Here is a 23,679-nt window from a genome sequence, read left to right as displayed (position 1 = left end):
ATGCATTATTAATGGATGTGTGGACTTTAAACAATAAAAACATGGCACTAAGGCCATGTTTTGCGAGGGACGTTCCAAAAGAAATCAAGTCACCGGTGCCGGGTTAAACACCGCCAGCTGGTTATGCAGTCCCCATTGATCTGAGAAGGTTTTCTTCTTCCCGCTGGCGACGTCGAGAATAAAATGGAACAATTTCCAGCCCACCTCTTCAATAGTTTCTTCGCCGGTAGCGATGGTGCCCGCATTAATATCCATTAAATCAAACCAGCGGTTCGCCAGCTCGGTGCGGGTCGCCATTTTAATGACGGGTACCGCCATCAGGCCGTACGGCGTACCACGGCCGGTCGTAAACACTTGCACGGTAATCCCCGAAGCCACCTGTTGCGTGCCACAGACAAAATCGCTGGCTGGCGTCGCAGCGTAAATTAATCCGCGTTTAGTCGGGCGTTGACCGGGCGACAGCACTTCAACAATTGCACTTTTACCCGATTTAGCAATGGAGCCGAGCGCTTTCTCCACCACATTTGCCAGACCGCCTTTCTTGTTGCCCGGCGAAGGGTTGGCGCTGCGGTCGGTTTTTCCCATATTGAGATAGTTATCGTACCACTCCATCTCCTCCAGCAGCCGTTTGCCGACCTCTTCGTTCACTGCGCGCGGCGTCAGCAGATGGATCGCGTCACGCACTTCTGTGACTTCCGAGAACATCACCGTTGCACCGCAGCGCACCAGTAGATCAGATGCATAACCCACGGCTGGATTTGCCGTTACGCCAGAAAACGCATCGCTGCCACCGCACTGCATGCCGACAACCAGTTCTGAAGCCGGACAGGTTTCTCGCTGACGTTGATTCAGTTTTTGTAGATGGCGTTCGGCGACCTGCAAAATATCCTCGACCATGGACTGAAAACCGACATGCTTTTCATCCTGCAAACTGACAATGCTGGCGCTTTCTACTGGAATAGCTTGCACATCATCCGTTCCAGTCAGCAGGCGTTCAGGCTGCAACTTTTCACAACCCAGACCAATCACCATTACTTCGCCGCCAAAGTTAGGGTTCAGCGAAATATTGTGAATGGTACGAATAGGCACAACTGCCGCCGGTGCGTTAATCGCCACGCCACAACCGTACAAATGATTCAGCCCCACCACGCCATCGACGTTCGGGTATTTCGGTAGCAGATCGCGTTCAATGATTTTTACTACATAGTCCACCACGCCTGCCACACAGTGGACGCTGGTGGTGATGCCGAGCAGGTTTTTGGTGCCCACGCTGCCATCGGCATTGCGATAGCCCTCAAAGGTGTATCCTTCCAGTGGCGGTAAGGGGGCCGGGACTTTAGTTGCCAGTGGCAGCGTGTGTAACGGTGGCGCTTCCGGTAGTACAACCATTGATTCGTCGATCCAGCTTCCGCGTGGGATTGCGCGCACGGCGTAACCAATCACTTCACCATAACGAATAATTTCACCATTAGCCGGAATGTCCAGCAATGCGACTTTATGCCCCTGGGGAATATGTTCAATTAATTCCAGCCCATCCGGAAAACGCGTTCCTGCTTTCAGGCCATTATCATTAACAATAATTGCCACATTATCTGTGTCGTGAACTTTTATATAAAACGCAGTTGGCGTTTCTTGTCTGATTTCGATGTTGGCCATTGTGCAATATTCTCCAGCCAGGGGTTATTAAAATGAGGACCTGGTCTCATTTAAAAATAAATGACTTCATTGGGTGAAATAAGAATGTCAGGAGTTTAAACGCAGAAATGTGATCAATGTCAATCATTTCAGGGATTGCAGTGCCGCCCGGCAGGGTAAAGAGCAAATCTGTGCTTTAGCGCGCAACCTTATGTGCATATGCTCAAAATAATATTTAAATAGTAATAATTAAATTAGCATTTGCACAATGATTATTATTCTCTCGCTGCTTATACTAATTCCTGAGTTCATTGTCGTAACGGCATAAATAAAACTCATAAATAACACCTTCCCCATAATAATAAAAATCAGCATAAGTACCCGAGGTAAATAAAATGATTCTGGACACCGTTGACGTAAAAAAGAAAGGCGTGCATACCCGCTATTTAATATTACTGATTATTTTTATTGTTACCGCCGTTAACTACGCCGATCGTGCAACGCTGTCTATTGCTGGTACCGAAGTGGCAAAAGAGTTGCAGTTAAGTGCGGTTTCGATGGGTTACATCTTTTCTGCTTTTGGCTGGGCCTACTTGCTGATGCAAATCCCCGGCGGCTGGCTGCTTGATAAGTTTGGCTCGAAAAAAGTTTACACCTACAGCCTCTTTTTCTGGTCGCTATTCACCTTCCTGCAAGGCTTTGTTGATATGTTCCCGCTGGCCTGGGCAGGGATCTCCATGTTCTTTATGCGCTTTATGCTCGGCTTCTCGGAAGCGCCATCATTCCCGGCGAACGCCCGTATTGTCGCCGCCTGGTTCCCGACGAAAGAACGTGGTACTGCCTCCGCCATCTTTAACTCGGCGCAATATTTCTCGCTGGCGCTCTTTTCGCCTCTGCTTGGCTGGCTGACTTTCGCCTGGGGATGGGAGCACGTCTTTACCGTTATGGGGGTGATTGGTTTTGTGCTGACGGCGCTGTGGATCAAGTTGATTCATAACCCGACAGATCACCCACGTATGTCTGCGGAAGAGCTGAAGTTTATATCTGAAAATGGCGCGGTGGTCGATATGGACCACAAAAAGCCGGGCAGCGCGGCAGCAAGCGGTCCCAAACTGCATTACATCAAGCAATTGCTCTCTAACCGCATGATGTTGGGCGTATTTTTCGGACAATATTTTATCAACACCATCACCTGGTTCTTCCTCACCTGGTTCCCGATTTATCTGGTGCAGGAAAAAGGCATGTCGATTCTGAAAGTGGGTCTGGTCGCCTCGATTCCGGCACTGTGTGGTTTTGCGGGCGGCGTGCTGGGAGGTATCTTCTCGGATTATCTGATCAAACGCGGTTTGTCCCTGACCCTGGCACGTAAGCTACCGATTGTGCTGGGAATGTTGCTGGCTTCCACCATCATCTTATGTAACTACACCAATAACACCACGCTGGTGGTCATGCTGATGGCGCTGGCCTTCTTTGGCAAAGGATTTGGCGCGCTGGGCTGGCCGGTGATTTCTGACACCGCGCCGAAAGAGATAGTTGGCCTCTGCGGCGGCGTCTTTAACGTCTTTGGAAATGTTGCCTCCATTGTCACTCCACTGGTGATTGGCTACCTGGTAAGTGAACTGAACTCCTTCAATGCAGCACTGGTTTTCGTGGGATGTTCAGCGCTGATGGCGATGGTCTGCTACCTCTTCGTAGTTGGCGACATTAAACGTATGGAATTGCAGAAATAAGCAAAGGTATAAGCGATGAATAACGATGTTTTCCCGAATAAATTCAAAGCCGCACTGGCTGCGAAACAGGTACAAATTGGTTGCTGGTCAGCACTCTCTAACCCGATTAGCACTGAAGTTCTTGGTTTGGCTGGGTTTGACTGGCTGGTGCTGGATGGCGAACATGCGCCAAACGATATCTCCACGTTTATTCCGCAGTTAATGGCCCTGAAAGGCAGCGCCAGCGCGCCAGTAGTGCGAGTGCCGACCAACGAGCCGGTAATTATAAAGCGTCTTCTGGATATCGGTTTCTATAACTTCCTGATTCCTTTTGTAGAAACAAAAGAGGAAGCAGAGCAGGCGGTGGCATCAACCCGTTATCCACCGGAAGGCATTCGCGGCGTCTCCGTTTCTCACCGCGCCAATATGTTTGGCACCGTGGCGGATTATTTCGCTCAGTCGAACAAGAACATCACCATTCTGGTCCAGATAGAAAGTCAGCAGGGCGTAGATAACGTCGATGCCATTGCCGCTACCGAAGGTGTAGACGGTATCTTCGTCGGCCCCAGCGATCTGGCTGCGGCATTAGGCCATCTCGGCAATGCCTCGCACCCGGATGTACAAAAAGCAATCCAGCATATTTTTAACCGTGCCAGTGCGCACGGCAAACCCAGCGGTATCCTCGCGCCGGTCGAAGCCGATGCGCGTCGTTATCTGGAATGGGGCGCGACGTTTGTGGCTGTCGGCAGCGATCTCGGCGTCTTCCGCTCTGCCACTCAGAAACTGGCTGATACCTTTAAAAAATAACCACCACCGCAACAAGAGAGATGATTGATATGACTATGAAAGTTGGTTTTATTGGCCTGGGGATTATGGGTAAACCAATGAGTAAAAACCTTCTGAAAGCAGGTTACTCGCTGGTGGTTGCTGACCGTAACCCAGAAGCTATTGCTGACGTGATTGCAGCAGGTGCAGAAACAGCTTCTACGGCTAAAGCGATCGCTGAACAGTGCGACGTCATCATAACCATGCTGCCAAACTCCCCTCATGTGAAAGAGGTGGCGCTGGGTGAGAATGGCATTATTGAAGGCGCGAAGCCAGGTACGGTATTGATCGATATGAGTTCTATTGCACCGCTGGCAAGCCGTGAAATAAGCGAAGCGCTGAAAGCGAAAGGCATTGATATGCTGGACGCCCCGGTGAGCGGCGGTGAACCGAAAGCCATCGACGGTACGCTGTCAGTGATGGTGGGCGGCGACAAGGCTATTTTCGACAAATACTATGATTTGATGAAAGCGATGGCGGGTTCCGTGGTGCATACCGGGGAAATCGGTGCAGGTAACGTCACCAAACTGGCAAATCAGGTCATTGTGGCGCTGAATATTGCCGCGATGTCAGAAGCGTTAACGCTGGCAACCAAAGCGGGCGTTAACCCGGATCTGGTGTATCAGGCAATTCGCGGTGGACTGGCGGGCAGTACCGTGCTGGATGCCAAAGCGCCGATGGTGATGGACCGCAACTTCAAGCCGGGCTTCCGTATTGATCTGCATATTAAGGATCTGGCAAATGCGCTGGATACTTCCCACGGCGTCGGCGCGCAACTGCCGCTCACAGCTGCGGTTATGGAGATGATGCAGGCACTGCGTGCCGATGGTTTAGGAACGGCGGATCATAGCGCCCTGGCGTGCTACTACGAAAAACTGGCGAAAGTCGAAGTTACTCGCTAATGACGTCGTGCCCGGATGGCGTATTGCAATCCGGGCCTGGAATCCAGGCCGAATAAGAGAAACGCCCTCCGGCGTCATGTGGTAACAGGCATAGGTATGAAAATCGTAATCGCCCCAGACTCTTATAAAGAAAGTTTATCTGCCAGCGAGGTTGCGCAGGCCATAGAAAAAGGATTTCGGGAAATTTTTCCTGATGCACAGTATGTTTCCGTTCCGGTTGCCGACGGTGGTGAAGGAACGGTGGAAGCCATGATTGCAGCCACCCAGGGGGCTGAACGTCACGCCTGGGTTACAGGGCCGCTGGGCGAGAAAGTGAATGCCAGTTGGGGGATCTCCGGCGATGGCAAAACCGCGTTTATCGAAATGGCGGCGGCCAGTGGGCTGGAACTGGTACCTGCGGAAAAACGCGATCCACTTGTGACCACTTCACGCGGTACTGGCGAGTTAATCCTGCAGGCGCTGGAGAGCGGCGCGACAAACATTATTATCGGCATTGGCGGCAGCGCCACCAACGACGGCGGCGCAGGCATGGTGCAGGCGCTGGGGGCGAAATTATGCGATGCCAACGGCAATGAAATTGGTTTTGGCGGCGGTAGCCTTAATACTCTGAATGATATTGATATTTCCGGCCTCGATCCGCGCTTAAAAGATTGTGCTATTCGCGTCGCTTGTGATGTCACCAATCCGCTGGTGGGCGATAACGGCGCATCGCACATCTTTGGCCCACAAAAGGGAGCCAGTGAAGCGATGATTGTCGAGCTGGACAATAACCTCTCTCACTATGCCGATGTCATTAAAAAAGCGCTGCATGTTGATGTGAAAGATGTCCCCGGCGCAGGAGCTGCGGGCGGTATGGGCGCGGCGCTGATGGCGTTTCTTGGTGCGGAACTGAAAAGTGGTATTGAAATCGTCACGACGGCGCTGAATCTGGAGGAACATATTCACGATTGTACGCTGGTGATCACCGGTGAAGGGCGTATTGACAGCCAGAGTATACACGGCAAGGTTCCGATTGGCGTCGCAAACGTGGCGAAAAAGTACCATAAACCGGTGATTGGCATTGCGGGTAGCCTGACCAATGATGTTGGCGTTGTACATCAGCATGGCATTGATGCGGTCTTCAGCGTATTGACCAGTATTGGTACGTTGGACGAAGCATTCCGCGGGGCTTATGACAATATTTACCGTGCTTCACGTAATATCGCCGCGACACTGGCGATTGGAATGCGCAACGCGGGGTGACAAGGGCGCGCAAACCCTCTATACTGCGCGCCGAAGCTGACCAGACAGTCGCCGCTTCGTCGTCGTCCTCTTCGGGGGAGACGGGCGGAGGGGAGGAAAGTCCGGGCTCCATAGGGCAGGGTGCCAGGTAACGCCTGGGGGGGAAACCCACGACCAGTGCAACAGAGAGCAAACCGCCGATGGCCCGTGCAAGCGGGATCAGGTAAGGGTGAAAGGGTGCGGTAAGAGCGCACCGCGCGGCTGGTAACAGTCCGTGGCACGGTAAACTCCACCCGGAGCAAGGCCAAATAGGGGTTCATAAGGTACGGCCCGTACTGAACCCGGGTAGGCTGCTTGAGCCAGTGAGCGATTGCTGGCCTAGATGAATGACTGTCCACGACAGAACCCGGCTTATCGGTCAGTTTCACCTCTTCAACGAAAACCCGCCAGTGCAAACTGGCGGGTTTTTGCTTTTGAGGAGGGTGGTCGGAAAGATGAACGTCTTATCTGGCCTACAAAACAACGAAAATTTAATATATTGCACAGAGGAAATGTAGGCCTGATAAGCGTAGCGCCTCAGGCAATTTTGTGTTTATCATCAGTCTCGAACCTGCTTCGGCAAGCTTTTACTTTTGGTGCAGACGGAAAGATGAACGAGTATCTAAGCTATTAATAATAGACTTTGCAAGAAATCATTACATTTATATTTCATTTAAAAGATCGTAATCATACGTATATTCTTTGCTAATAAAACGACACTCGTTGAAGCTAAATTCATCGTCTGAAAAGGAATTGTCAACAGAATCTCTCTCTTCCTCCAGGCTATTATCTGAAAGCAAGTCGTTTGAGTTAGTGTAATCTAGGTTGTAATCGACAGTATAATTAATTTCTGGATCGGTTTGGTAATCATTTTTTTTGACGCAATCATATTCTTCAATAATTTTGTCGATATAATCATATGCTTTTTCTAATGAGAAGTTTTTCATCTCTGGTAATTTAACTTTGCTCAAATAATTATTAATTTTTGAGGAATTTTTATATATGCTTTTTGTTAATTCTTTTTCTAATTTGTCTGTTATATTTGCTGTTGGTATGGATTTTATAATCGCATATCTCATGATTTTTAATTGATCTTCGGTTAAATCTCCAAGCTCATTTAAACAACTTTCGACAAAGTTGATTTTTTCTCTGGAATAATCATCGCTGATACTTGTTAACGCTGGGGTGATTTTTAATAAAGAATTCCATGAGATAGTACCATTGTGTGTCGAACGCATAAAATTTATATTGTACATATTGGTTTTAGTAAACTTTGTTGCAAACAATGTAAAGGGATCTAAAGTCGCGTAAGCCATATGTTTATTTGAAAAATCATAACCAGTTAAATCGACGTTATGCAAGTCCAGATAGGATAAATCTATTACGTCGCCTGCTCCAGAGCTAAAGATTACATTTAGTCTTCTGATTTCATTATAAATTTCCTTTAATGAACAATTTATGTTCATGATGTCTGTTGAAATTTTTTTGTTATTTAACGGTTCACAAATTATAAGTTCGCAAGTATTGTCTGATCGTTGCGTTATTTGGGCATTATAACCTAAAAAGTCTATGCGAAGAGACGAGTTATTATAAAGTATTACATTTTTTAAGTATGCTAATTCTTGTTGAAAATCACCATCGATAATACATGTTCCACCTGGTTGCAACGCGCAGATTAACGTGAGCATTTGATTAGAAGTCTGTTTTAGTTTTACTACACCTGGTGCTAGTGCTTTGAGGTCATTTATTATGGGGGTTTCAGGAATGTCATTCATTTTTATACGTACTAAATCATTACCTAAGTCATTACCTATTGATGAAACCGGGAACATTATTTTATCCTTTTTAAATAATCAATGAGAATCATGATTAAAATGATCTGGTGAAAAAAAGAGAATTTGCCAACAATCTGAAACATTGTCAGTTTTATTAAAATGATTAAATTCCGTTAAGATAACTTCTTTTTGCGTGAACTTTGCGCAAAACTTAAAAATTGTCTCCTTGATACACTCCAGATCTTTTCTATTGATGGCTGAACAAGTACATTTTTCGCCAAAAGGTGAAAATGTGCCTACATCTAAAGTTTGTATTATATAATCATCATTTACTCCTGTAGAAATATCTATGATGAATGGACTTCTATTTTCCGGTTGGATTCGGATCATTACAGAAGAAACATCACCTTTATAGACATTCAATGCAGTAATCGCAGATAATATTCTCCGCAATTCATTGCTTATGCTGTAAATTTCATTAACGTCATTTGTCGATATAATCTCGGCAAATTTTATTTTTACCTTCCAATAATCAATGTTTCTATTATAAGTGTTAACAGTTTCGTACATTGGTGGTATCGAAGGGGGTAAAAAATGTGAAACCGAATAACCTTTCATTGATGCCTGCCTTGTCTTCATGACAAACAATAATCAATGCTTATTTTCCTTGCACGGTTCGCTCACAACTATCAAAAAACGCTCAATTACCCGGCATTACAGTCAACGAAGCAAAATTCTGTGGTCTACAACGATGTAAAGCACAACGAAAATCCTCCTTGTTCTCTTATTCTGATCGTATAGCGATGAACATCAATTATTCGTTTTGTGATCCTCAACACAAAATGCTATTTAGTAACTATGGTGACAGTAGAAACGAGGGGAAACGATTGCATTCACAAAATGACGTCCTGTAAGAAGGGTGAAAGTTGATGTTAATCAATTGTTCGAGATGATCAATATCTGTATTCGAAATTTTAAAACATTGATAAAATAAATGTTTGCCCTCCAACAAATAGCGAGAAAAAATGTGACGTGCCGCATTATTTATCGCTGAAAATGATTTATTTATAATAAAATTTGATAACTTGCTCATAAAATTTAACTCAAAATTTGCCTGGTAATTATCCGCTAATTGCTTGAAATATGGTCGCGGCTGCTTTTTTTTATTAACCACATAACGAATGATGTTATCGCCATAAAATATGGTTATCCCTGTCATTTTTTTTGACAAAAATCAGGGTTTATGCTGATTTATATACTTTAACTTATTGATATATAAAAGAATTTAATTGATACAGTGATATCCAGAAAAGTATTGAAAGTTAATTTGTGAGTGGTCGCACATATCCTGTTCATTTCATTTTGATACACTTCATGCCGTCAATGAGGTTATTAACGTAGGTAGTTATGAGCACTATTCTTCTTCCGAAAACGCAGCATCTGGTAGTCTTTCAGGAAGTCATTAGAAGTGGCTCTATCGGCTCGGCTGCAAAAGAATTAGGGTTAACTCAACCCGCCGTCAGTAAAATCATTAACGATATTGAAGACTATTTTGGTGTGGAATTAGTGGTGCGGAAAAATACCGGTGTAACATTAACACCTGCCGGTCAATTGTTACTCTCCCGTTCCGAATCCATTACCCGTGAAATGAAAAATATGGTTAATGAGATAAGCGGTATGTCTTCTGAGGCGGTGGTGGAAGTCTCATTCGGTTTTCCTTCATTGATTGGTTTTACTTTTATGTCCGGGATGATCAACAAGTTCAAAGAGGTGTTTCCGAAAGCGCAGGTTTCTATGTATGAAGCGCAACTGTCTTCGTTCTTACCGGCAATCCGCGACGGTCGACTGGATTTTGCGATTGGTACGTTAAGCGCAGAAATGAAGCTTCAGGATTTACATGTTGAGCCGCTGTTCGAGTCCGAGTTTGTGTTGGTAGCCAGTAAGTCCCGAACATGCACCGGCACCACCACGCTGGAGTCGTTGAAGAACGAACAGTGGGTGTTGCCACAAACCAATATGGGGTACTACAGCGAGCTGCTCACCACGTTACAAAGAAATGGCATCAGTATTGAAAACATCGTTAAAACCGACTCAGTTGTGACAATTTATAATCTTGTTCTCAATGCTGATTTCTTAACTGTAATTCCTTGTGATATGACATCACCTTTTGGTTCAAATCAATTTATTACTATTCCGGTTGAAGAAACATTACCTGTGGCACAATATGCCGCGGTATGGTCGAAAAATTATCGTATTAAAAAAGCAGCATCGGTTTTGGTGGAATTAGCCAAAGAGTATTCATCTTATAATGGGTGTAGACGAAGGCAATTAATTGAAGTTGGTTAGTTATTTGTTTTTATTTAAACATAAATAATCCACCTGTCTGTTTTGCAGGTGTCGGTTACGGTTACCTACATATTTAATTCAGGCTAAGAGGTTTTATAATGCATATTACATACGATCTCCCGGTTGCTATTGATGACATCATTGAAGCAAAACAACGACTGGCTGGGCGAATTTATAAAACAGGCATGCCTCGCTCCAACTATTTTAGTGAACGTTGCAAAGGTGAAATATTCCTCAAATTCGAAAACATGCAGCGTACCGGTTCATTTAAAATTCGTGGCGCATTTAATAAATTAAGTTCACTGACCGATGCGGAAAAACGTAAAGGTGTAGTGGCCTGCTCTGCGGGCAACCATGCGCAAGGGGTCTCGCTCTCCTGCGCGATGCTGGGTATCGACGGTAAAGTGGTGATGCCAAAAGGCGCGCCGAAATCCAAAGTAGCGGCAACGTGCGACTACTCCGCTGAAGTTGTTCTGCACGGCGACAACTTTAACGACACTATCGCTAAAGTGAGCGAAATTGTCGAAACGGAAGGCCGTATTTTTATCCCACCTTATGATGATCCGAAAGTGATTGCCGGTCAGGGAACGATTGGCCTGGAAATTATGGAAGATCTCTATGATGTCGATAATGTGATTGTGCCAATTGGCGGTGGCGGTTTAATTGCTGGTATTGCGGTAGCGATTAAATCAATTAACCCGACTATTCGTGTTATTGGCGTACAGTCAGAAAACGTTCACGGCATGGCGGCTTCTTTCCACTCCGGAGAAATAACCACGCACCGAACTACCGGCACCCTGGCGGATGGTTGTGATGTCGCCCGCCCGGGTAATTTAACTTACGAAATCGTTCGTGAATTAGTCGATGACATCGTGCTGGTCAGCGAAGACGAAATCAGAAACAGTATGATTGCCTTAATTCAGCGCAATAAAGTCGTCACCGAAGGCGCAGGCGCTCTGGCATGTGCTGCATTATTAAGCGGTAAATTAGACCAATATATTCAAAACAGAAAAACCGTCAGTATTATTTCCGGCGGCAATATCGATCTTTCTCGCGTCTCTCAAATCACCGGTTTCGTTGACGCTTAATTAATTCGTTGAGGATAGGATATGAGTACTTCAGATAGCATTGTATCCAGCCAGACAAAACAATCGTCCTGGCGTAAATCAGATACCACATGGACGTTAGGCTTGTTTGGTACGGCAATCGGCGCCGGGGTGCTGTTCTTCCCTATCCGCGCAGGTTTTGGCGGACTGATCCCGATTCTTCTGATGTTGGTATTGGCATACCCCATCGCATTTTATTGCCACCGGGCGCTGGCGCGTCTGTGTCTTTCTGGCTCTAACCCTTCCGGCAACATTACGGAAACGGTGGAAGAGCATTTTGGTAAAACTGGCGGCGTGGTTATCACGTTCCTGTACTTCTTCGCGATTTGCCCACTGCTGTGGATTTATGGCGTTACTATTACCAATACCTTTATGACGTTCTGGGAAAACCAGCTCGGCTTTGCACCGCTGAATCGCGGCTTTGTGGCGCTGTTCCTGTTGCTGCTGATGGCTTTCGTCATCTGGTTTGGTAAGGATCTGATGGTTAAAGTGATGAGCTACCTGGTATGGCCGTTTATCGCCAGCCTGGTGCTGATTTCTCTATCGCTGATCCCTTACTGGAACTCTGCAGTTATCGACCAGGTTGACCTCGGTTCGCTGTCGTTAACCGGCCATGACGGTATCCTGATCACTGTCTGGCTGGGGATTTCCATCATGGTTTTCTCCTTTAACTTCTCGCCAATCGTCTCTTCCTTCGTGGTTTCTAAACGTGAAGAGTATGAGAAAGATTTTGGTCGCGATTTCACCGAGCGTAAATGTTCACAAATCATCTCTCGCGCCAGTATGCTGATGGTTGCAGTGGTGATGTTCTTTGCCTTTAGCTGCCTGTTTACGCTGTCTCCGGCGAATATGGCTGAAGCGAAAGCGCAGAATATTCCAGTGCTTTCTTATCTGGCTAACCACTTTGCGTCCATGACCGGTACCAAAACAACGTTTGCAATTACACTGGAATATGCAGCTTCCATTATCGCACTCGTGGCTATTTTCAAATCTTTCTTCGGTCACTATCTGGGGACGCTGGAAGGTCTGAATGGTTTGATTCTGAAGTTCGGTTATAAAGGTGACAAAACCAAAGTGTCGCTGGGTAAACTGAATACTCTCAGCATGATTTTCATCATGGGCTCCACCTGGGTTGTTGCCTACGCCAACCCGAACATCCTCGACCTGATTGAAGCTATGGGCGCGCCGATTATCGCATCCCTGTTGTGCCTGTTGCCGATGTATGCCATCCGTAAAGCGCCGTCTCTGGCGAAATACCGTGGTCGTCTGGATAACGTGTTTGTTACCGTGATTGGTCTGCTGACCATCCTGAACATCGTATACAAACTGTTTTAATCCGTAACTCAGGATGAGAAAAGAGATGAATGAATTTCCGGTTGTTTTGGTTATTAACTGTGGTTCGTCTTCGATTAAGTTTTCCGTGCTCGATGCCAGCGACTGTGAAGTATTAATGTCAGGTATTGCCGACGGTATTAACTCGGAAAATGCATTCTTATCCGTAAATGGGGGAGAGCCAGCACCGCTGGCTCACCACAGCTACGAAGGTGCATTGAAGGCAATTGCATTTGAACTGGAAAAACGGAATTTAAATGACAGTGTGGCCTTAATCGGCCACCGTATCGCCCACGGCGGCAGTATTTTTACCGAGTCTGCCATTATCACCGATGAAGTCATTAATAATATCCGTCGCGTTTCTCCACTGGCACCCCTGCATAATTACGCCAATTTAAGTGGTATTGAATCGGCGCAGCAATTATTCCCGGGCGTAACTCAGGTGGCGGTATTTGATACCAGTTTCCACCAGACGATGGCGCCGGAAGCTTATTTATACGGCCTGCCGTGGAAATATTATGAAGAGTTAGGTGTACGCCGTTATGGTTTCCACGGCACGTCGCACCGCTACGTTTCCCAGCGCGCGCATTCTTTGCTGAATCTGGCGGAAGATGACTCCGGCCTGGTCGTGGCGCATCTTGGCAATGGCGCGTCAATCTGCGCAGTTCGCAACGGTCAGAGTGTTGACACTTCAATGGGAATGACGCCGCTGGAAGGCTTGATGATGGGTACCCGCAGTGGTGATGTCGACTTCGGGGCGATGTCCTGGGTCGCCAGCCAAACCAACCAGAGCCTGGGTGACCTGGAACGCGTAGTGAATAAAGAGTCGGGATTATTAGGTATTTCCGGTCTTTCTTCGGATTTACGTGTTCTGGAAAAAGCCTGGCATGAAGGTCACGAACGCGCGCAACTGGCAATTAAAACCTTTGTTCACCGAATTGCCCGTCATATTGCCGGACACGCAGCCTCATTACGTCGCCTGGATGGAATTATATTCACCGGCGGAATAGGAGAAAATTCAAGTTTAATTCGTCGTTTGGTCATGGAGCATTTGGCTGTATTAGGCGTAGAGATTGATACAGAAATGAATAACCGCTCTAACTCCTTTGGTGAGCGAATTGTTTCTAGTGAAAATGCGCGTGTCATTTGCGCCGTTATTCCGACTAACGAAGAAAAAATGATTGCTTTGGATGCCATTCATTTAGGCAAAGTTAACGCGCCCGCAGAATTTGCATAATTTAGTTGAAGTATTGTAGAGAGATTATTTTTCATGAAGGTAGATATTGATACCAGCGATAAGCTGTACGCCGACGCATGGCTTGGCTTTAAAGGTACGGACTGGAAAAACGAAATTAATGTCCGCGATTTTATTCAACATAACTATACACCGTATGAAGGCGATGAATCTTTTCTCGCCGAAGCGACGCCAGCCACCACGGAATTGTGGGAAAAAGTAATGGAAGGCATCCGTATCGAAAACGCGACTCACGCGCCGGTTGATTTCGATACTAATATTGCCACCACCATTACCGCTCATGATGCGGGATATATTAACCAGCCGCTGGAAAAAATTGTTGGCCTGCAAACAGATGCACCATTAAAGCGCGCGCTGCATCCGTTCGGCGGTATTAATATGATTAAAAGCTCATTCCACGCATATGGCCGTGAAATGGACAGTGAATTTGAGTACATCTTTACCGATCTGCGTAAAACCCATAATCAGGGCGTATTTGATGCGTACTCACCGGATATGCTGCGCTGCCGTAAATCGGGTGTACTGACTGGTTTGCCAGACGGTTATGGTCGTGGGCGTATTATCGGTGACTACCGCCGCGTAGCGCTTTACGGCATCAGTTATCTGGTACGTGAACGCGAACTGCAATTTGCCGATCTCCAGTCTCGCCTGGAGAAAGGCGAAGATCTCGAAGCCACTATCCGTCTGCGTGAGGAGCTGGCGGAACATCGTCGTGCGCTGTTGCAGATTCAGGAAATGGCGGTGAAATACGGTTTTGATATCTCCCGTCCGGCGCAGAATGCGCAGGAAGCGGTGCAGTGGCTCTACTTCGCTTACCTGGCGGCAGTGAAATCACAGAACGGCGGCGCAATGTCTCTTGGCCGTACGGCATCGTTCCTCGATATCTACATTGAGCGCGACTTTAAAGCTGGCGTGCTCAATGAGCAGCAGGCACAAGAACTGATCGACCACTTCATTATGAAGATCCGTATGGTGCGCTTCCTGCGTACGCCGGAATTTGATTCGCTGTTCTCTGGCGACCCGATCTGGGCGACGGAAGTGATCGGTGGGATGGGGCTGGACGGTCGTACGCTGGTGACCAAAAACTCTTTCCGTTATCTGCACACCCTGCACACTATGGGGCCAGCACCGGAACCAAACCTGACCATTCTGTGGTCGGAAGAATTACCGATCGCCTTCAAAAAATATGCCGCACAGGTGTCTATCGTCACCTCTTCCTTGCAGTATGAAAACGACGATCTGATGCGTACTGACTTCAACAGCGACGATTACGCGATTGCCTGCTGCGTTAGCCCGATGGTGATTGGTAAGCAAATGCAGTTCTTTGGTGCACGCGCTAACCTGGCGAAAACGCTGCTCTACGCAATTAACGGCGGGGTGGACGAGAAGCTGAAGATTCAGGTCGGCCCAAAAACAGCACCGCTGATGGACGACGTGTTGGACTACGACAAAGTGATGGACAGCCTCGACCACTTTATGGACTGGCTGGCGGTGCAGTACATCAGCGCGCTGAACATCATCCACTACATGCACGACAAGTACAGCTACGAAGCCTCGCTGATGGCGCTGCATGATCGTGATGTCTATCGCACTATGGCGTGTGGCATCGCGGGCCTGTCAGTGGCGACGGACTCCCTGTCTGCCATCAAATATGCCAGCGTGAAACCAATCCGTGACGAAAACGGCCTGGCGGTGGATTTCGAAATCGACGGTGAATATCCGCAGTACGGCAACAACGACGAGCGCGTAGACAGTATTGCCTGCGACCTGGTTGAACGCTTTATGAAGAAAATTAAAGCGCTGCCAACCTATCGCAACGCCGTCCCTACCCAGTCGATTCTGACTATCACTTCTAACGTGGTGTACGGGCAGAAAACCGGTAACACGCCGGACGGTCGTCGCGCCGGAACACCGTTCGCACCGGGCGCTAACCCGATGCACGGTCGTGACCGTAAAGGTGCCGTGGCCTCGCTGACGTCGGTGGCGAAACTGCCGTTCACTTACGCCAAAGACGGTATCTCGTACACCTTCTCAATTGTCCCGGCGGCGTTGGGCAAAGAAGATCCAGTACGTAAAACCAACCTTGTCGGCCTGCTGGATGGGTATTTCCACCACGAAGCGGATGTCGAAGGCGGTCAACACCTCAACGTCAACGTAATGAATCGGGAAATGCTGCTGGATGCCATCGAGCACCCGGAAAAATATCCTAACCTGACAATCCGTGTCTCTGGCTACGCCGTGCGCTTCAACGCACTGACCCGTGAACAGCAACAAGATGTTATTTCACGTACTTTTACCCAGGCGCTCTGACGCCGGAGGATGTATGAAAAAGATTATCGAAACGCAACGTGCCCCAGGCGCAATCGGCCCTTATGTTCAGGGTGTTGATTTAGGCAGCATGGTCTTCACCTCCGGGCAAATTCCGGTGTGCCCGCAGACAGGTGAGATCCCGGCTGATGTGCAAGATCAGGCGCGTTTAAGCCTCGAAAACGTCAAAGCGATCGTGGTTGCTGCCGGGCTGAGCGTGGGTGATATCATCAAGATGACCGTGTTCATCACCGATCTGAATGATTTTGCCACCATCAATGAAGTCTATAAGCAGTTCTTCGATGAGCATCAGGCGACCTACCCGACCCGGAGCTGTGTGCAGGTCGCGCGTTTGCCGAAAGATGTGAAGCTGGAAATTGAAGCCATCGCAGTACGTAGTGCGTAAAGCCTCGTGAGCGGGACGGTCGCAAGGTCGTTCCGCTCCACTTCACTGAACGGCAATCCGAGGGTGTGGATATGATTAGTGCATTCGATATTTTCAAAATTGGGATTGGACCCTCCAGTTCGCATACCGTGGGGCCGATGAATGCCGGAAAAAGTTTTATTGATCGGCTGGAAAATAGCGGCTTATTAACCGCGACGAGCCATATTATGGTCGATCTGTACGGGTCGTTGTCACTGACGGGCAAAGGCCATGCCACGGATGTCGCCATCATCATGGGACTAGCAGGAAACAGTCCGCAGGATGTTGTTATTGATGAGATCCCTGCATTTATTGAGTTAGTGACGCGCAGCGGGCGGTTGCCGGTGGCTTCTGGGGCGCATGTTGTTGATTTTCCTGTAGCAAAGAACATTGTTTTCCATCCTGAAATGTTGCCTCGTCATGAGAACGGGATGCGGATTACTGCCTGGAATGGGCCGAAAGAGCTATTAAGCAAAACTTACTACTCAGTCGGTGGCGGATTTATCGTTGAAGAAGAACACTTCGGTCTGTCGCACGCTGTCGAAACCCTCGTACCTTACGATTTTCACTCAGCAGGTGAACTGCTGAAAATGTGTGATTACAACGGCCTGTCTATTTCTGGCCTAATGATGCACAACGAGCTGGCGCTGCGCAGCAAAGCGGAAATTGATGCCGGGTTTGCCCGTATCTGGCAAGTGATGCACGACGGCATTGAACGCGGGATGAATACCGAAGGCGTGCTGCCAGGACCGCTTAATGTGCCTCGTCGTGCCGTTGCGTTGCGTCGCCAGCTGGTTTCCAGCGATAACATCTCTAACGATCCGATGAACGTCATCGACTGGATCAACATGTACGCGCTGGCAGTGAGTGAAGAAAACGCAGCCGGTGGGCGCGTAGTAACAGCGCCGACCAATGGGGCGTGCGGCATTATTCCGGCTGTGCTGGCTTATTATGATAAGTTCCGTCGCCCAGTAAATGAGCGGTCGATTGCCCGCTATCTACTGGCAGCGGGGGCTATTGGCGCGCTGTATAAAATGAACGCTTCCATCTCTGGCGCGGAAGTCGGCTGTCAGGGGGAAATTGGCGTGGCCTGTTCAATGGCGGCGGCAGGGTTAACTGAACTACTGGGCGGCAGTCCGGCGCAGGTATGCAATGCGGCGGAAATTGCGATGGAGCATAACCTTGGGCTGACCTGCGATCCGGTTGCCGGACAGGTACAAATCCCGTGCATTGAACGTAATGCCATTAATGCCGTGAAAGCAGTAAACGCTGCGCGGATGGCGATGCGCCGCACCTCGGCACCGCGTGTTTCACTCGATAAAGTGATCGAGACGATGTATGAAACCGGCAAAGATATGAACGATAAATACCGCGAAACATCACGCGGAGGACTGGCCATTAAAGTGGTCTGCGGTTGACATTGCTGTCAGCTTTCATCCTTGGGTGCACAAATGTGCACCTTTTTTTTGTGATCTGCCGCAAATAGAGAATGAATATTCTCTTGCGGTTAATTTAGTAGAAAATTCTTATCCATCTCCGTTATTTCAAAGTCTTGATTGTGAAGATTTTCTCTGACCTCGCGCGTATCATTTCCTTATTCTAATAACTCGCCTGCAAAAATGTAGACCGCATATCGCCTTGATGCGGCTCGGAAAAAAATAATAAGCCCTACAAAATATTGAGCGAGAAATTATGGAAATTGCATCGAATAAAGGCGTCATTGCAGACGCTTCGACCCCGGCAGGTCGTGCTGGAATGAGTGAGAGCGAGTGGCGAGAAGCGATCAAATTCGACAGTACTGACACCGGCTGGGTGATTATGAGTATCGGGATGGCGATTGGCGCAGGGATTGTTTTTCTCCCGGTGCAGGTCGGTTTGATGGGATTGTGGGTATTTTTGCTCTCATCGGTGATTGGTTACCCAGCAATGTATCTGTTTCAGCGGTTGTTTATTAATACGCTGGCAGAATCACCAGAGTGTAAAGATTACCCCAGCGTCATCAGCGGTTATTTAGGTAAAAACTGGGGCATCCTGTTAGGTGCGCTCTATTTCGTGATGCTGGTGATCTGGATGTTCGTCTATTCCACTGCCATCACCAACGATAGTGCTTCCTACCTGCATACCTTCGGCGTGACGGAAGGGTTGCTGTCAGACAGTCCCTTTTATGGTCTGGTACTGATTTGCATTCTGGTGGCGATCTCCTCACGCGGCGAGAAATTGTTATTCAAAATTTCGACGGGGATGGTGCTGACCAAGCTGCTGGTGGTTGCGGCGCTGGGCGTGTCGATGGTCGGAATGTGGCATCTGTACAACGTCGGTTCGCTGCCGCCGCTGGGGCTGCTGGTGAAAAACGCCATTATTACGCTGCCGTTTACCCTGACGTCGATTCTGTTTATCCAGACGTTAAGCCCGATGGTGATCTCTTATCGCTCACGGGAAAAATCCATTGAAGTGGCGCGGCATAAAGCATTGCGGGCAATGAATATCGCGTTTGGCATTTTGTTTGTCACCGTCTTTTTCTACGCCGTGTCGTTCACGCTGGCGATGGGACATGACGAAGCGGTAAAAGCCTACGAGCAGAATATTTCCGCGCTGGCAATTGCCGCACAGTTTATTAGCGGTGACGGCGCAGCGTGGGTGAAAGTGGTCAGCGTCATTCTTAATATTTTTGCCGTAATGACTGCATTCTTTGGTGTCTATTTAGGTTTTCGCGAAGCAACGCAAGGGATCGTAATGAACATCCTGCGTCGTAAGATGCCCGCCGAGAAGATTAACGAAAATCTCGTTCAGCGCGGCATCATGATTTTCGCCATTTTGCTGGCCTGGAGCGCCATCGTACTGAACGCACCGGTGTTGAGCTTCACCTCTATCTGTAGCCCGATTTTCGGCATGGTAGGGTGCCTGATCCCGGCGTGGCTGGTTTACAAAGTACCGGCATTGCACAAATACAAAGGGATGTCTCTGTACCTGATTATCGTCACTGGTTTGTTGCTTTGTGTATCTCCGTTCCTGGCATTTTCTTGATTTACCTGAAATTTTAAGGTTTTTATTATGTTTGATTCGACTTTAAATCCGTTATGGCAGCGTTACATCCTCGCCGTTCAGGAGGAAGTAAAACCGGCGCTGGGATGTACTGAACCGATTTCACTGGCGCTGGCGGCGGCGGTTGCTGCGGCAAAACTGGAAGGTCCGGTTGAACGTGTAGAAGCCTGGGTTTCGCCAAATCTGATGAAGAACGGTCTGGGCGTCACCGTTCCTGGCACGGGAATGGTGGGACTGCCGATTGCGGCGGCGCTGGGCGCGTTAGGTGGGAATGCCAATGCCGGGCTGGAAGTGCTGAAAGACGCAACTGCGCAGGCAATTGCCGATGCCAAAGCACTGCTGGCGGCGGGGAAAGTCTCAGTTAAGATCCAGGAACCTTGCGATGAAATCCTCTTCTCACGCGCCAAAGTCTGGAACGGTGAGAAGTGGGCGTGTGTCACCATCGTCGGTGGGCATACCAACATTGTGCATATTGAGACGCACAATGGCGTGGTGTTTACCCAGCAGGCCAGTGTAGCAGAGGGCGAGCAAGAGTCGCCACTGACGGTGCTCTCCAGAACGACGCTGGCTGAGATCCTGAAGTTCGTCAATGAAGTGCCGTTTGCGGCGATCCGCTTTATTCTCGATTCTGCGAAGTTAAATTGTGCGTTATCGCAGGAAGGCTTGAGCGGTAACTGGGGGCTGCATATTGGCGCGACGCTGGAGAAACAGTGTGCACGCGGTTTGCTGGCGAAAGATCTCTCTTCATCCATTGTGATTCGTACCAGCGCGGCATCCGATGCGCGTATGGGCGGCGCTACGCTTCCGGCAATGAGTAACTCCGGCTCGGGTAACCAGGGGATCACTGCAACAATGCCTGTGGTGGTGGTAGCAGAACACTTCGGGGCCGATGATGAACGGCTGGCGCGTGCGCTGATGCTTTCGCATTTGAGCGCGATTTACATCCATAACCAGTTACCGCGTTTGTCTGCGCTTTGTGCCGCAACGACCGCAGCAATGGGGGCCGCCGCCGGGATGGCATGGCTGGTGGATGGGCGTTATGAAACCATCTCGATGGCGATCAGCAGTATGATCGGCGATGTCAGCGGCATGATTTGCGATGGTGCGTCCAACAGCTGCGCGATGAAGGTTTCGACCAGTGCTTCGGCTGCGTGGAAAGCAGTGTTAATGGCGCTGGATGATACCGCTGTGACCGGTAATGAAGGTATTGTGGCGCATGATGTTGAGCAGTCGATTGCCAACCTGTGTGCGCTGGCAAGCCATTCGATGCAGCAAACGGATCGGCAGATTATCGAGATTATAGCGAGCAAGGCCAGATAAACACCTGGTTTTGGGTATCGTGTCGGATGCGATGCTGGTGCATCTTATTTGGCCTACGAGTTGTGCAATTTGTTGATGTTGCTGGTTTTGTAGGCCGGATAAGGCGTTTACGCCGCATCCGGCAACCTGTCTTTACGCGGTAGCTTCATCCTCGGCTAAACGCGTTTCAGCATCCGCGACAATGGCTTCCAGTTCGCTCAACATCTCTTCATAGCCAAAATTATTGGCGGTGCGAGCCGGTTCCTTCGCCACCACGGGCTTCACCGGCTGACGCTTTTTGGCCGATTTTTTACTCATCTTCATCTCCCTGTAAAAACAACTAGACAGGCAAATCTATCAGCAAAGCGCGCAGTGGGGAATCGGCAACCAGCGTAATGTTAGCCTCGTCACGAATAAACGCCCCATCACCGCAGGTCAGCACCGCTTTCTCTTCATGATGCGTAAGCGCATGAAATTGCCCGTGAATCGATTGCAAATACGCGCGTGGCCCATGCAACTGGAAATTCGCACTTTCGCCTTTGTCTAGCACGATATGATGCAGCCACACTTGCTGGCGCAACTGCAGGCTTCCCATCGCCCCCTCTGGCGAGGCGATTAATTGCTGCTTGCCCATATCAAGCGCCAGTTTTTGAATCAGCGGATTCTCTCGCTGCGGGCAGGCATCCAGCCAAAGCTGCATCCGTGTTAACGGTTTGTCTTTGCTGAGATTGTGTTCGCTATAGCTGATACCCGGCTGGGTAGAGAGCAGCAACGCTTCACCTGCGTAGGCCTGAATATGATTGCCTTCGCTGTCGCGATACTCAGCTTCTCCATCCAGAATCACATTTAAAATATCGACTTTGGGATAGGTTCGTGGCTGAAAGGCGGCACCTGGGGCCAGAACTTCCTGGTTAAGCACACGCAGGGAGGCATAACCTAACAATTTCGGGTCGAAGTAGTGTCCAAAGGAAAAAGTATACCGGGCCTGCAACCATCCGTAGTCTGCTTGTCCACACTGCCTGGCAGTTCGGGTAGTAATCATAATTCTTGACCTCTCTTTACTTCCTTTTATGGTAAGGGGCTGGACGCTACATTGTTAGCCAGATATTCTGCCCGGTATGTTCAAATTTCCTGAATGAGAACGAAATGGCCAAAGAAAGGGCATTAACGCTGGAAGCACTACGGGTTATGGATGCGATCGATCGCCGGGGCAGTTTTGCGGCGGCGGCGGATGAGCTGGGACGCGTGCCTTCCGCACTTAGCTACACCATGCAAAAACTGGAAGAAGAGCTGGATGTGGTGTTGTTTGACCGCTCGGGCCATCGCACCAAATTCACCAATGTCGGGCGAATGTTGCTGGAGCGAGGGCGCGTTTTGCTGGAAGCCGCAGATAAACTGACTACCGATGCGGAAGCCCTCGCGCGCGGTTGGGAAACGCATCTCACCATTGTGACTGAGGCGCTGGTACCGACACCCGCCTTTTTCCCGTTAATCGACAAATTGGCGGCAAAAGCCAATACCCAACTGGCAATCATCACTGAAGTGCTGGCAGGGGCGTGGGAACGGCTGGAGCAGGGGCGGGCGGATATTGTTATCGCGCCGGATATGCATTTTCGCTCCTCGTCGGAGATCAACTCGCGCAAACTCTATACCTTAATGAACGTCTATGTTGCCGCGCCAGATCACCCGATTCATCAAGAGCCAGAACCGCTCTCTGAAGTGACGCGTGTGAAATATCGTGGTATTGCGGTGGCGGATACCGCTCGTGAGCGCCCGGTATTGACCGTACAGCTGCTGGACAAACAGCCGCGCTTAACGGTGAGTACAATTGAAGATAAACGTCAGGCGTTACTGGCGGGGCTTGGCGTGGCGACGATGCCGTATCCGATGGTTGAAAAAGATATTGCGGAAGGACGGTTGCGTGTCGTCAGCCCGGAATCGACCAGCGAGATCGATATTATTATGGCCTGGCGTCGTGACAGTATGGGGGAAGCGAAATCCTGGTGTCTGCGGGAAATACCCAAACTTTTTAGCGGAAAATAATATTTGTTATTTTTAATAAAAAGGGGCGAAATATCGCCCCAATTCTAAGATTAATTTGAACCAAACTTCGGATCGTTTCCGTAACGATTGCTGCCAGAATTGCCTTCTAAACAGGCAAATACAAACAGAACTAACCAGCCAATGACCGGTACCAGATAGAGAAGCGCCCACGCACCTGAACGGTCAGTATCGTGCAGACGACGAACGCACAGAGCAATGACCGGAATGATTGTTGCTGCCAGGTAAATGAGAGAAAGGAATGGAAACTCTAAACCTAAAATCAATTGAATGACATTGATAATAGCGCCGACGATGGCGTTAATCAGAGTAAACATCCAGTACTCTTTACGACGTGCACGACCAGAGAAACCAACATAATTTTTTAATACGGCTAAATACCACTGCATAAAAACATCCCT

At 48.7% G+C, this 23,679-nt stretch carries 21 protein-coding genes and 1 other RNA gene; 15 read left to right on the top strand and 7 right to left on the bottom strand.

All coding sequences use genetic code 11. From position 1 onward, the window contains the following. Nucleotides 1–84 precede the first annotated feature (84 nt). Complete coding sequence (gene garD, locus QUE74_RS20215; protein WP_001273739.1) at nucleotides 85–1,656, bottom strand: galactarate dehydratase; 1,572 nt, start codon at nucleotides 1,654–1,656, stop codon at nucleotides 85–87. A 374-nt stretch (nucleotides 1,657–2,030) separates the two neighbouring features. On the opposite strand from garD, the gene garP reads away from it, so the two are divergent. The 5 genes from garP to rnpB all read left to right on the top strand — a co-directional run bounded on the left by garP (nucleotide 2,031) and on the right by rnpB (nucleotide 6,722). Beyond that, entirely contained in the window at nucleotides 2,031–3,365 is a 1,335-nt protein-coding gene (garP, locus tag QUE74_RS20210; protein ID WP_000599650.1) for a galactarate/glucarate/glycerate transporter GarP, read from the top strand. 15 nt (nucleotides 3,366–3,380) lie between these two features. Then, complete coding sequence (gene garL, locus QUE74_RS20205) at nucleotides 3,381–4,151, top strand: 2-dehydro-3-deoxyglucarate aldolase (RefSeq protein WP_001058227.1); 771 nt, start codon at nucleotides 3,381–3,383, stop codon at nucleotides 4,149–4,151. 29 nt (nucleotides 4,152–4,180) lie between these two features. After that, nucleotides 4,181–5,071: a 2-hydroxy-3-oxopropionate reductase gene (garR, locus tag QUE74_RS20200; protein WP_001303675.1), complete on the top strand. Its 891-nt coding sequence runs from the start codon at nucleotides 4,181–4,183 to the stop codon at nucleotides 5,069–5,071. 96 nt (nucleotides 5,072–5,167) lie between these two features. Next, on the top strand, nucleotides 5,168–6,313 hold the full coding sequence (gene garK / locus QUE74_RS20195; protein ID WP_001354982.1) for a glycerate 2-kinase: 1,146 nt from the start codon (nucleotides 5,168–5,170) through the stop codon (nucleotides 6,311–6,313). Nucleotides 6,314–6,345: 32 nt separating this feature from the next. After that, nucleotides 6,346–6,722, top strand: an RNA gene (gene rnpB, locus QUE74_RS20190) — RNase P RNA component class A. A 271-nt stretch (nucleotides 6,723–6,993) separates the two neighbouring features. Here the strand turns inward: rnpB and QUE74_RS20185 are convergent. The 3 genes from QUE74_RS20185 to tdcR all read right to left on the bottom strand — a co-directional run bounded on the left by QUE74_RS20185 (nucleotide 6,994) and on the right by tdcR (nucleotide 9,199). Next, complete coding sequence (locus tag QUE74_RS20185) at nucleotides 6,994–8,163, bottom strand: hypothetical protein (protein ID WP_000484647.1); 1,170 nt, start codon at nucleotides 8,161–8,163, stop codon at nucleotides 6,994–6,996. 21 nt (nucleotides 8,164–8,184) lie between these two features. Then, a complete protein-coding gene (locus QUE74_RS20180) occupies nucleotides 8,185–8,724 on the bottom strand; it encodes a hypothetical protein (RefSeq protein WP_001352916.1) in 540 nt (179 codons plus the stop codon). A gap of 238 nt (nucleotides 8,725–8,962) precedes the next feature. Next, entirely contained in the window at nucleotides 8,963–9,199 is a 237-nt protein-coding gene (tdcR, locus tag QUE74_RS20175; protein WP_050009867.1) for a transcriptional activator TdcR, read from the bottom strand. 314 nt (nucleotides 9,200–9,513) lie between these two features. Between tdcR and tdcA the strand changes: the two genes are divergently transcribed. From tdcA to cyuA, 9 genes are all read left to right on the top strand, one after another. Further along, nucleotides 9,514–10,452 (top strand): transcriptional regulator TdcA, encoded by a 939-nt coding sequence (tdcA, locus tag QUE74_RS20170; RefSeq protein WP_000104211.1) that lies wholly within the window; start codon nucleotides 9,514–9,516, stop codon nucleotides 10,450–10,452. Between the two features lie 98 nt (nucleotides 10,453–10,550). Then, nucleotides 10,551–11,540 carry a bifunctional threonine ammonia-lyase/L-serine ammonia-lyase TdcB gene (gene tdcB / locus QUE74_RS20165; protein WP_000548353.1) on the top strand — a complete coding sequence of 330 codons (990 nt, stop codon included), beginning with the start codon at nucleotides 10,551–10,553 and terminating at the stop codon, nucleotides 11,538–11,540. Between the two features lie 21 nt (nucleotides 11,541–11,561). Then, the gene (tdcC, locus tag QUE74_RS20160) at nucleotides 11,562–12,893 is read left to right on the top strand and encodes a threonine/serine transporter TdcC (protein WP_000107721.1); all 1,332 of its coding nucleotides are present in this window, start codon (nucleotides 11,562–11,564) and stop codon (nucleotides 12,891–12,893) included. A 25-nt stretch (nucleotides 12,894–12,918) separates the two neighbouring features. Continuing rightward, on the top strand, nucleotides 12,919–14,127 hold the full coding sequence (gene tdcD, locus QUE74_RS20155) for a propionate kinase (protein WP_001354981.1): 1,209 nt from the start codon (nucleotides 12,919–12,921) through the stop codon (nucleotides 14,125–14,127). A 33-nt stretch (nucleotides 14,128–14,160) separates the two neighbouring features. Then, nucleotides 14,161–16,455, top strand: a complete 2,295-nt coding sequence (tdcE, locus tag QUE74_RS20150) for a 2-ketobutyrate formate-lyase/pyruvate formate-lyase (RefSeq protein ID WP_000861719.1) — start codon at nucleotides 14,161–14,163, stop codon at nucleotides 16,453–16,455. Nucleotides 16,456–16,468: 13 nt separating this feature from the next. Next, nucleotides 16,469–16,858 carry an enamine/imine deaminase gene (locus QUE74_RS20145; RefSeq protein WP_000719990.1) on the top strand — a complete coding sequence of 130 codons (390 nt, stop codon included), beginning with the start codon at nucleotides 16,469–16,471 and terminating at the stop codon, nucleotides 16,856–16,858. Nucleotides 16,859–16,929: 71 nt separating this feature from the next. Beyond that, complete coding sequence (tdcG, locus tag QUE74_RS20140; RefSeq protein ID WP_000622093.1) at nucleotides 16,930–18,294, top strand: L-serine ammonia-lyase; 1,365 nt, start codon at nucleotides 16,930–16,932, stop codon at nucleotides 18,292–18,294. A gap of 274 nt (nucleotides 18,295–18,568) precedes the next feature. Then, a complete protein-coding gene (locus QUE74_RS20135) occupies nucleotides 18,569–19,900 on the top strand; it encodes an SLC5/6 family protein (RefSeq protein WP_000401598.1) in 1,332 nt (443 codons plus the stop codon). Between the two features lie 27 nt (nucleotides 19,901–19,927). Continuing rightward, on the top strand, nucleotides 19,928–21,238 hold the full coding sequence (gene cyuA, locus QUE74_RS20130) for a cysteine desulfidase (RefSeq protein WP_000460538.1): 1,311 nt from the start codon (nucleotides 19,928–19,930) through the stop codon (nucleotides 21,236–21,238). Nucleotides 21,239–21,370: 132 nt separating this feature from the next. Here cyuA and QUE74_RS20125 read toward each other — a convergent pair whose 3' ends face one another. Both QUE74_RS20125 and QUE74_RS20120 read right to left on the bottom strand, forming a co-directional pair. Further along, nucleotides 21,371–21,535, bottom strand: a complete 165-nt coding sequence (locus tag QUE74_RS20125) for a protein YhaL (RefSeq protein ID WP_001306007.1) — start codon at nucleotides 21,533–21,535, stop codon at nucleotides 21,371–21,373. 22 nt (nucleotides 21,536–21,557) lie between these two features. Further along, nucleotides 21,558–22,259, bottom strand: coding sequence for a pirin family protein (locus QUE74_RS20120; protein ID WP_000633564.1), 702 nt, complete (start codon nucleotides 22,257–22,259; stop codon nucleotides 21,558–21,560). Between the two features lie 104 nt (nucleotides 22,260–22,363). Here QUE74_RS20120 and yhaJ point away from each other — a divergent pair, with 104 nt between their 5' ends. Beyond that, on the top strand, nucleotides 22,364–23,260 hold the full coding sequence (yhaJ, locus tag QUE74_RS20115) for a DNA-binding transcriptional regulator YhaJ (protein ID WP_001041010.1): 897 nt from the start codon (nucleotides 22,364–22,366) through the stop codon (nucleotides 23,258–23,260). Nucleotides 23,261–23,310: 50 nt separating this feature from the next. On the opposite strand, the gene QUE74_RS20110 is transcribed toward yhaJ, so the two are convergent. Continuing rightward, nucleotides 23,311–23,667: a DUF805 domain-containing protein gene (locus QUE74_RS20110; RefSeq protein ID WP_001198783.1), complete on the bottom strand. Its 357-nt coding sequence runs from the start codon at nucleotides 23,665–23,667 to the stop codon at nucleotides 23,311–23,313. Nucleotides 23,668–23,679 lie beyond the last annotated feature (12 nt).

The sequence above is a fragment of the Escherichia sp. 10290 genome (genome assembly GCF_030295155.1).
Classification (GTDB): Bacteria; Pseudomonadota; Gammaproteobacteria; order Enterobacterales; family Enterobacteriaceae; genus Escherichia; species Escherichia coli_F.
This window is presented reverse-complemented; position numbering and strand designations above follow the sequence as displayed.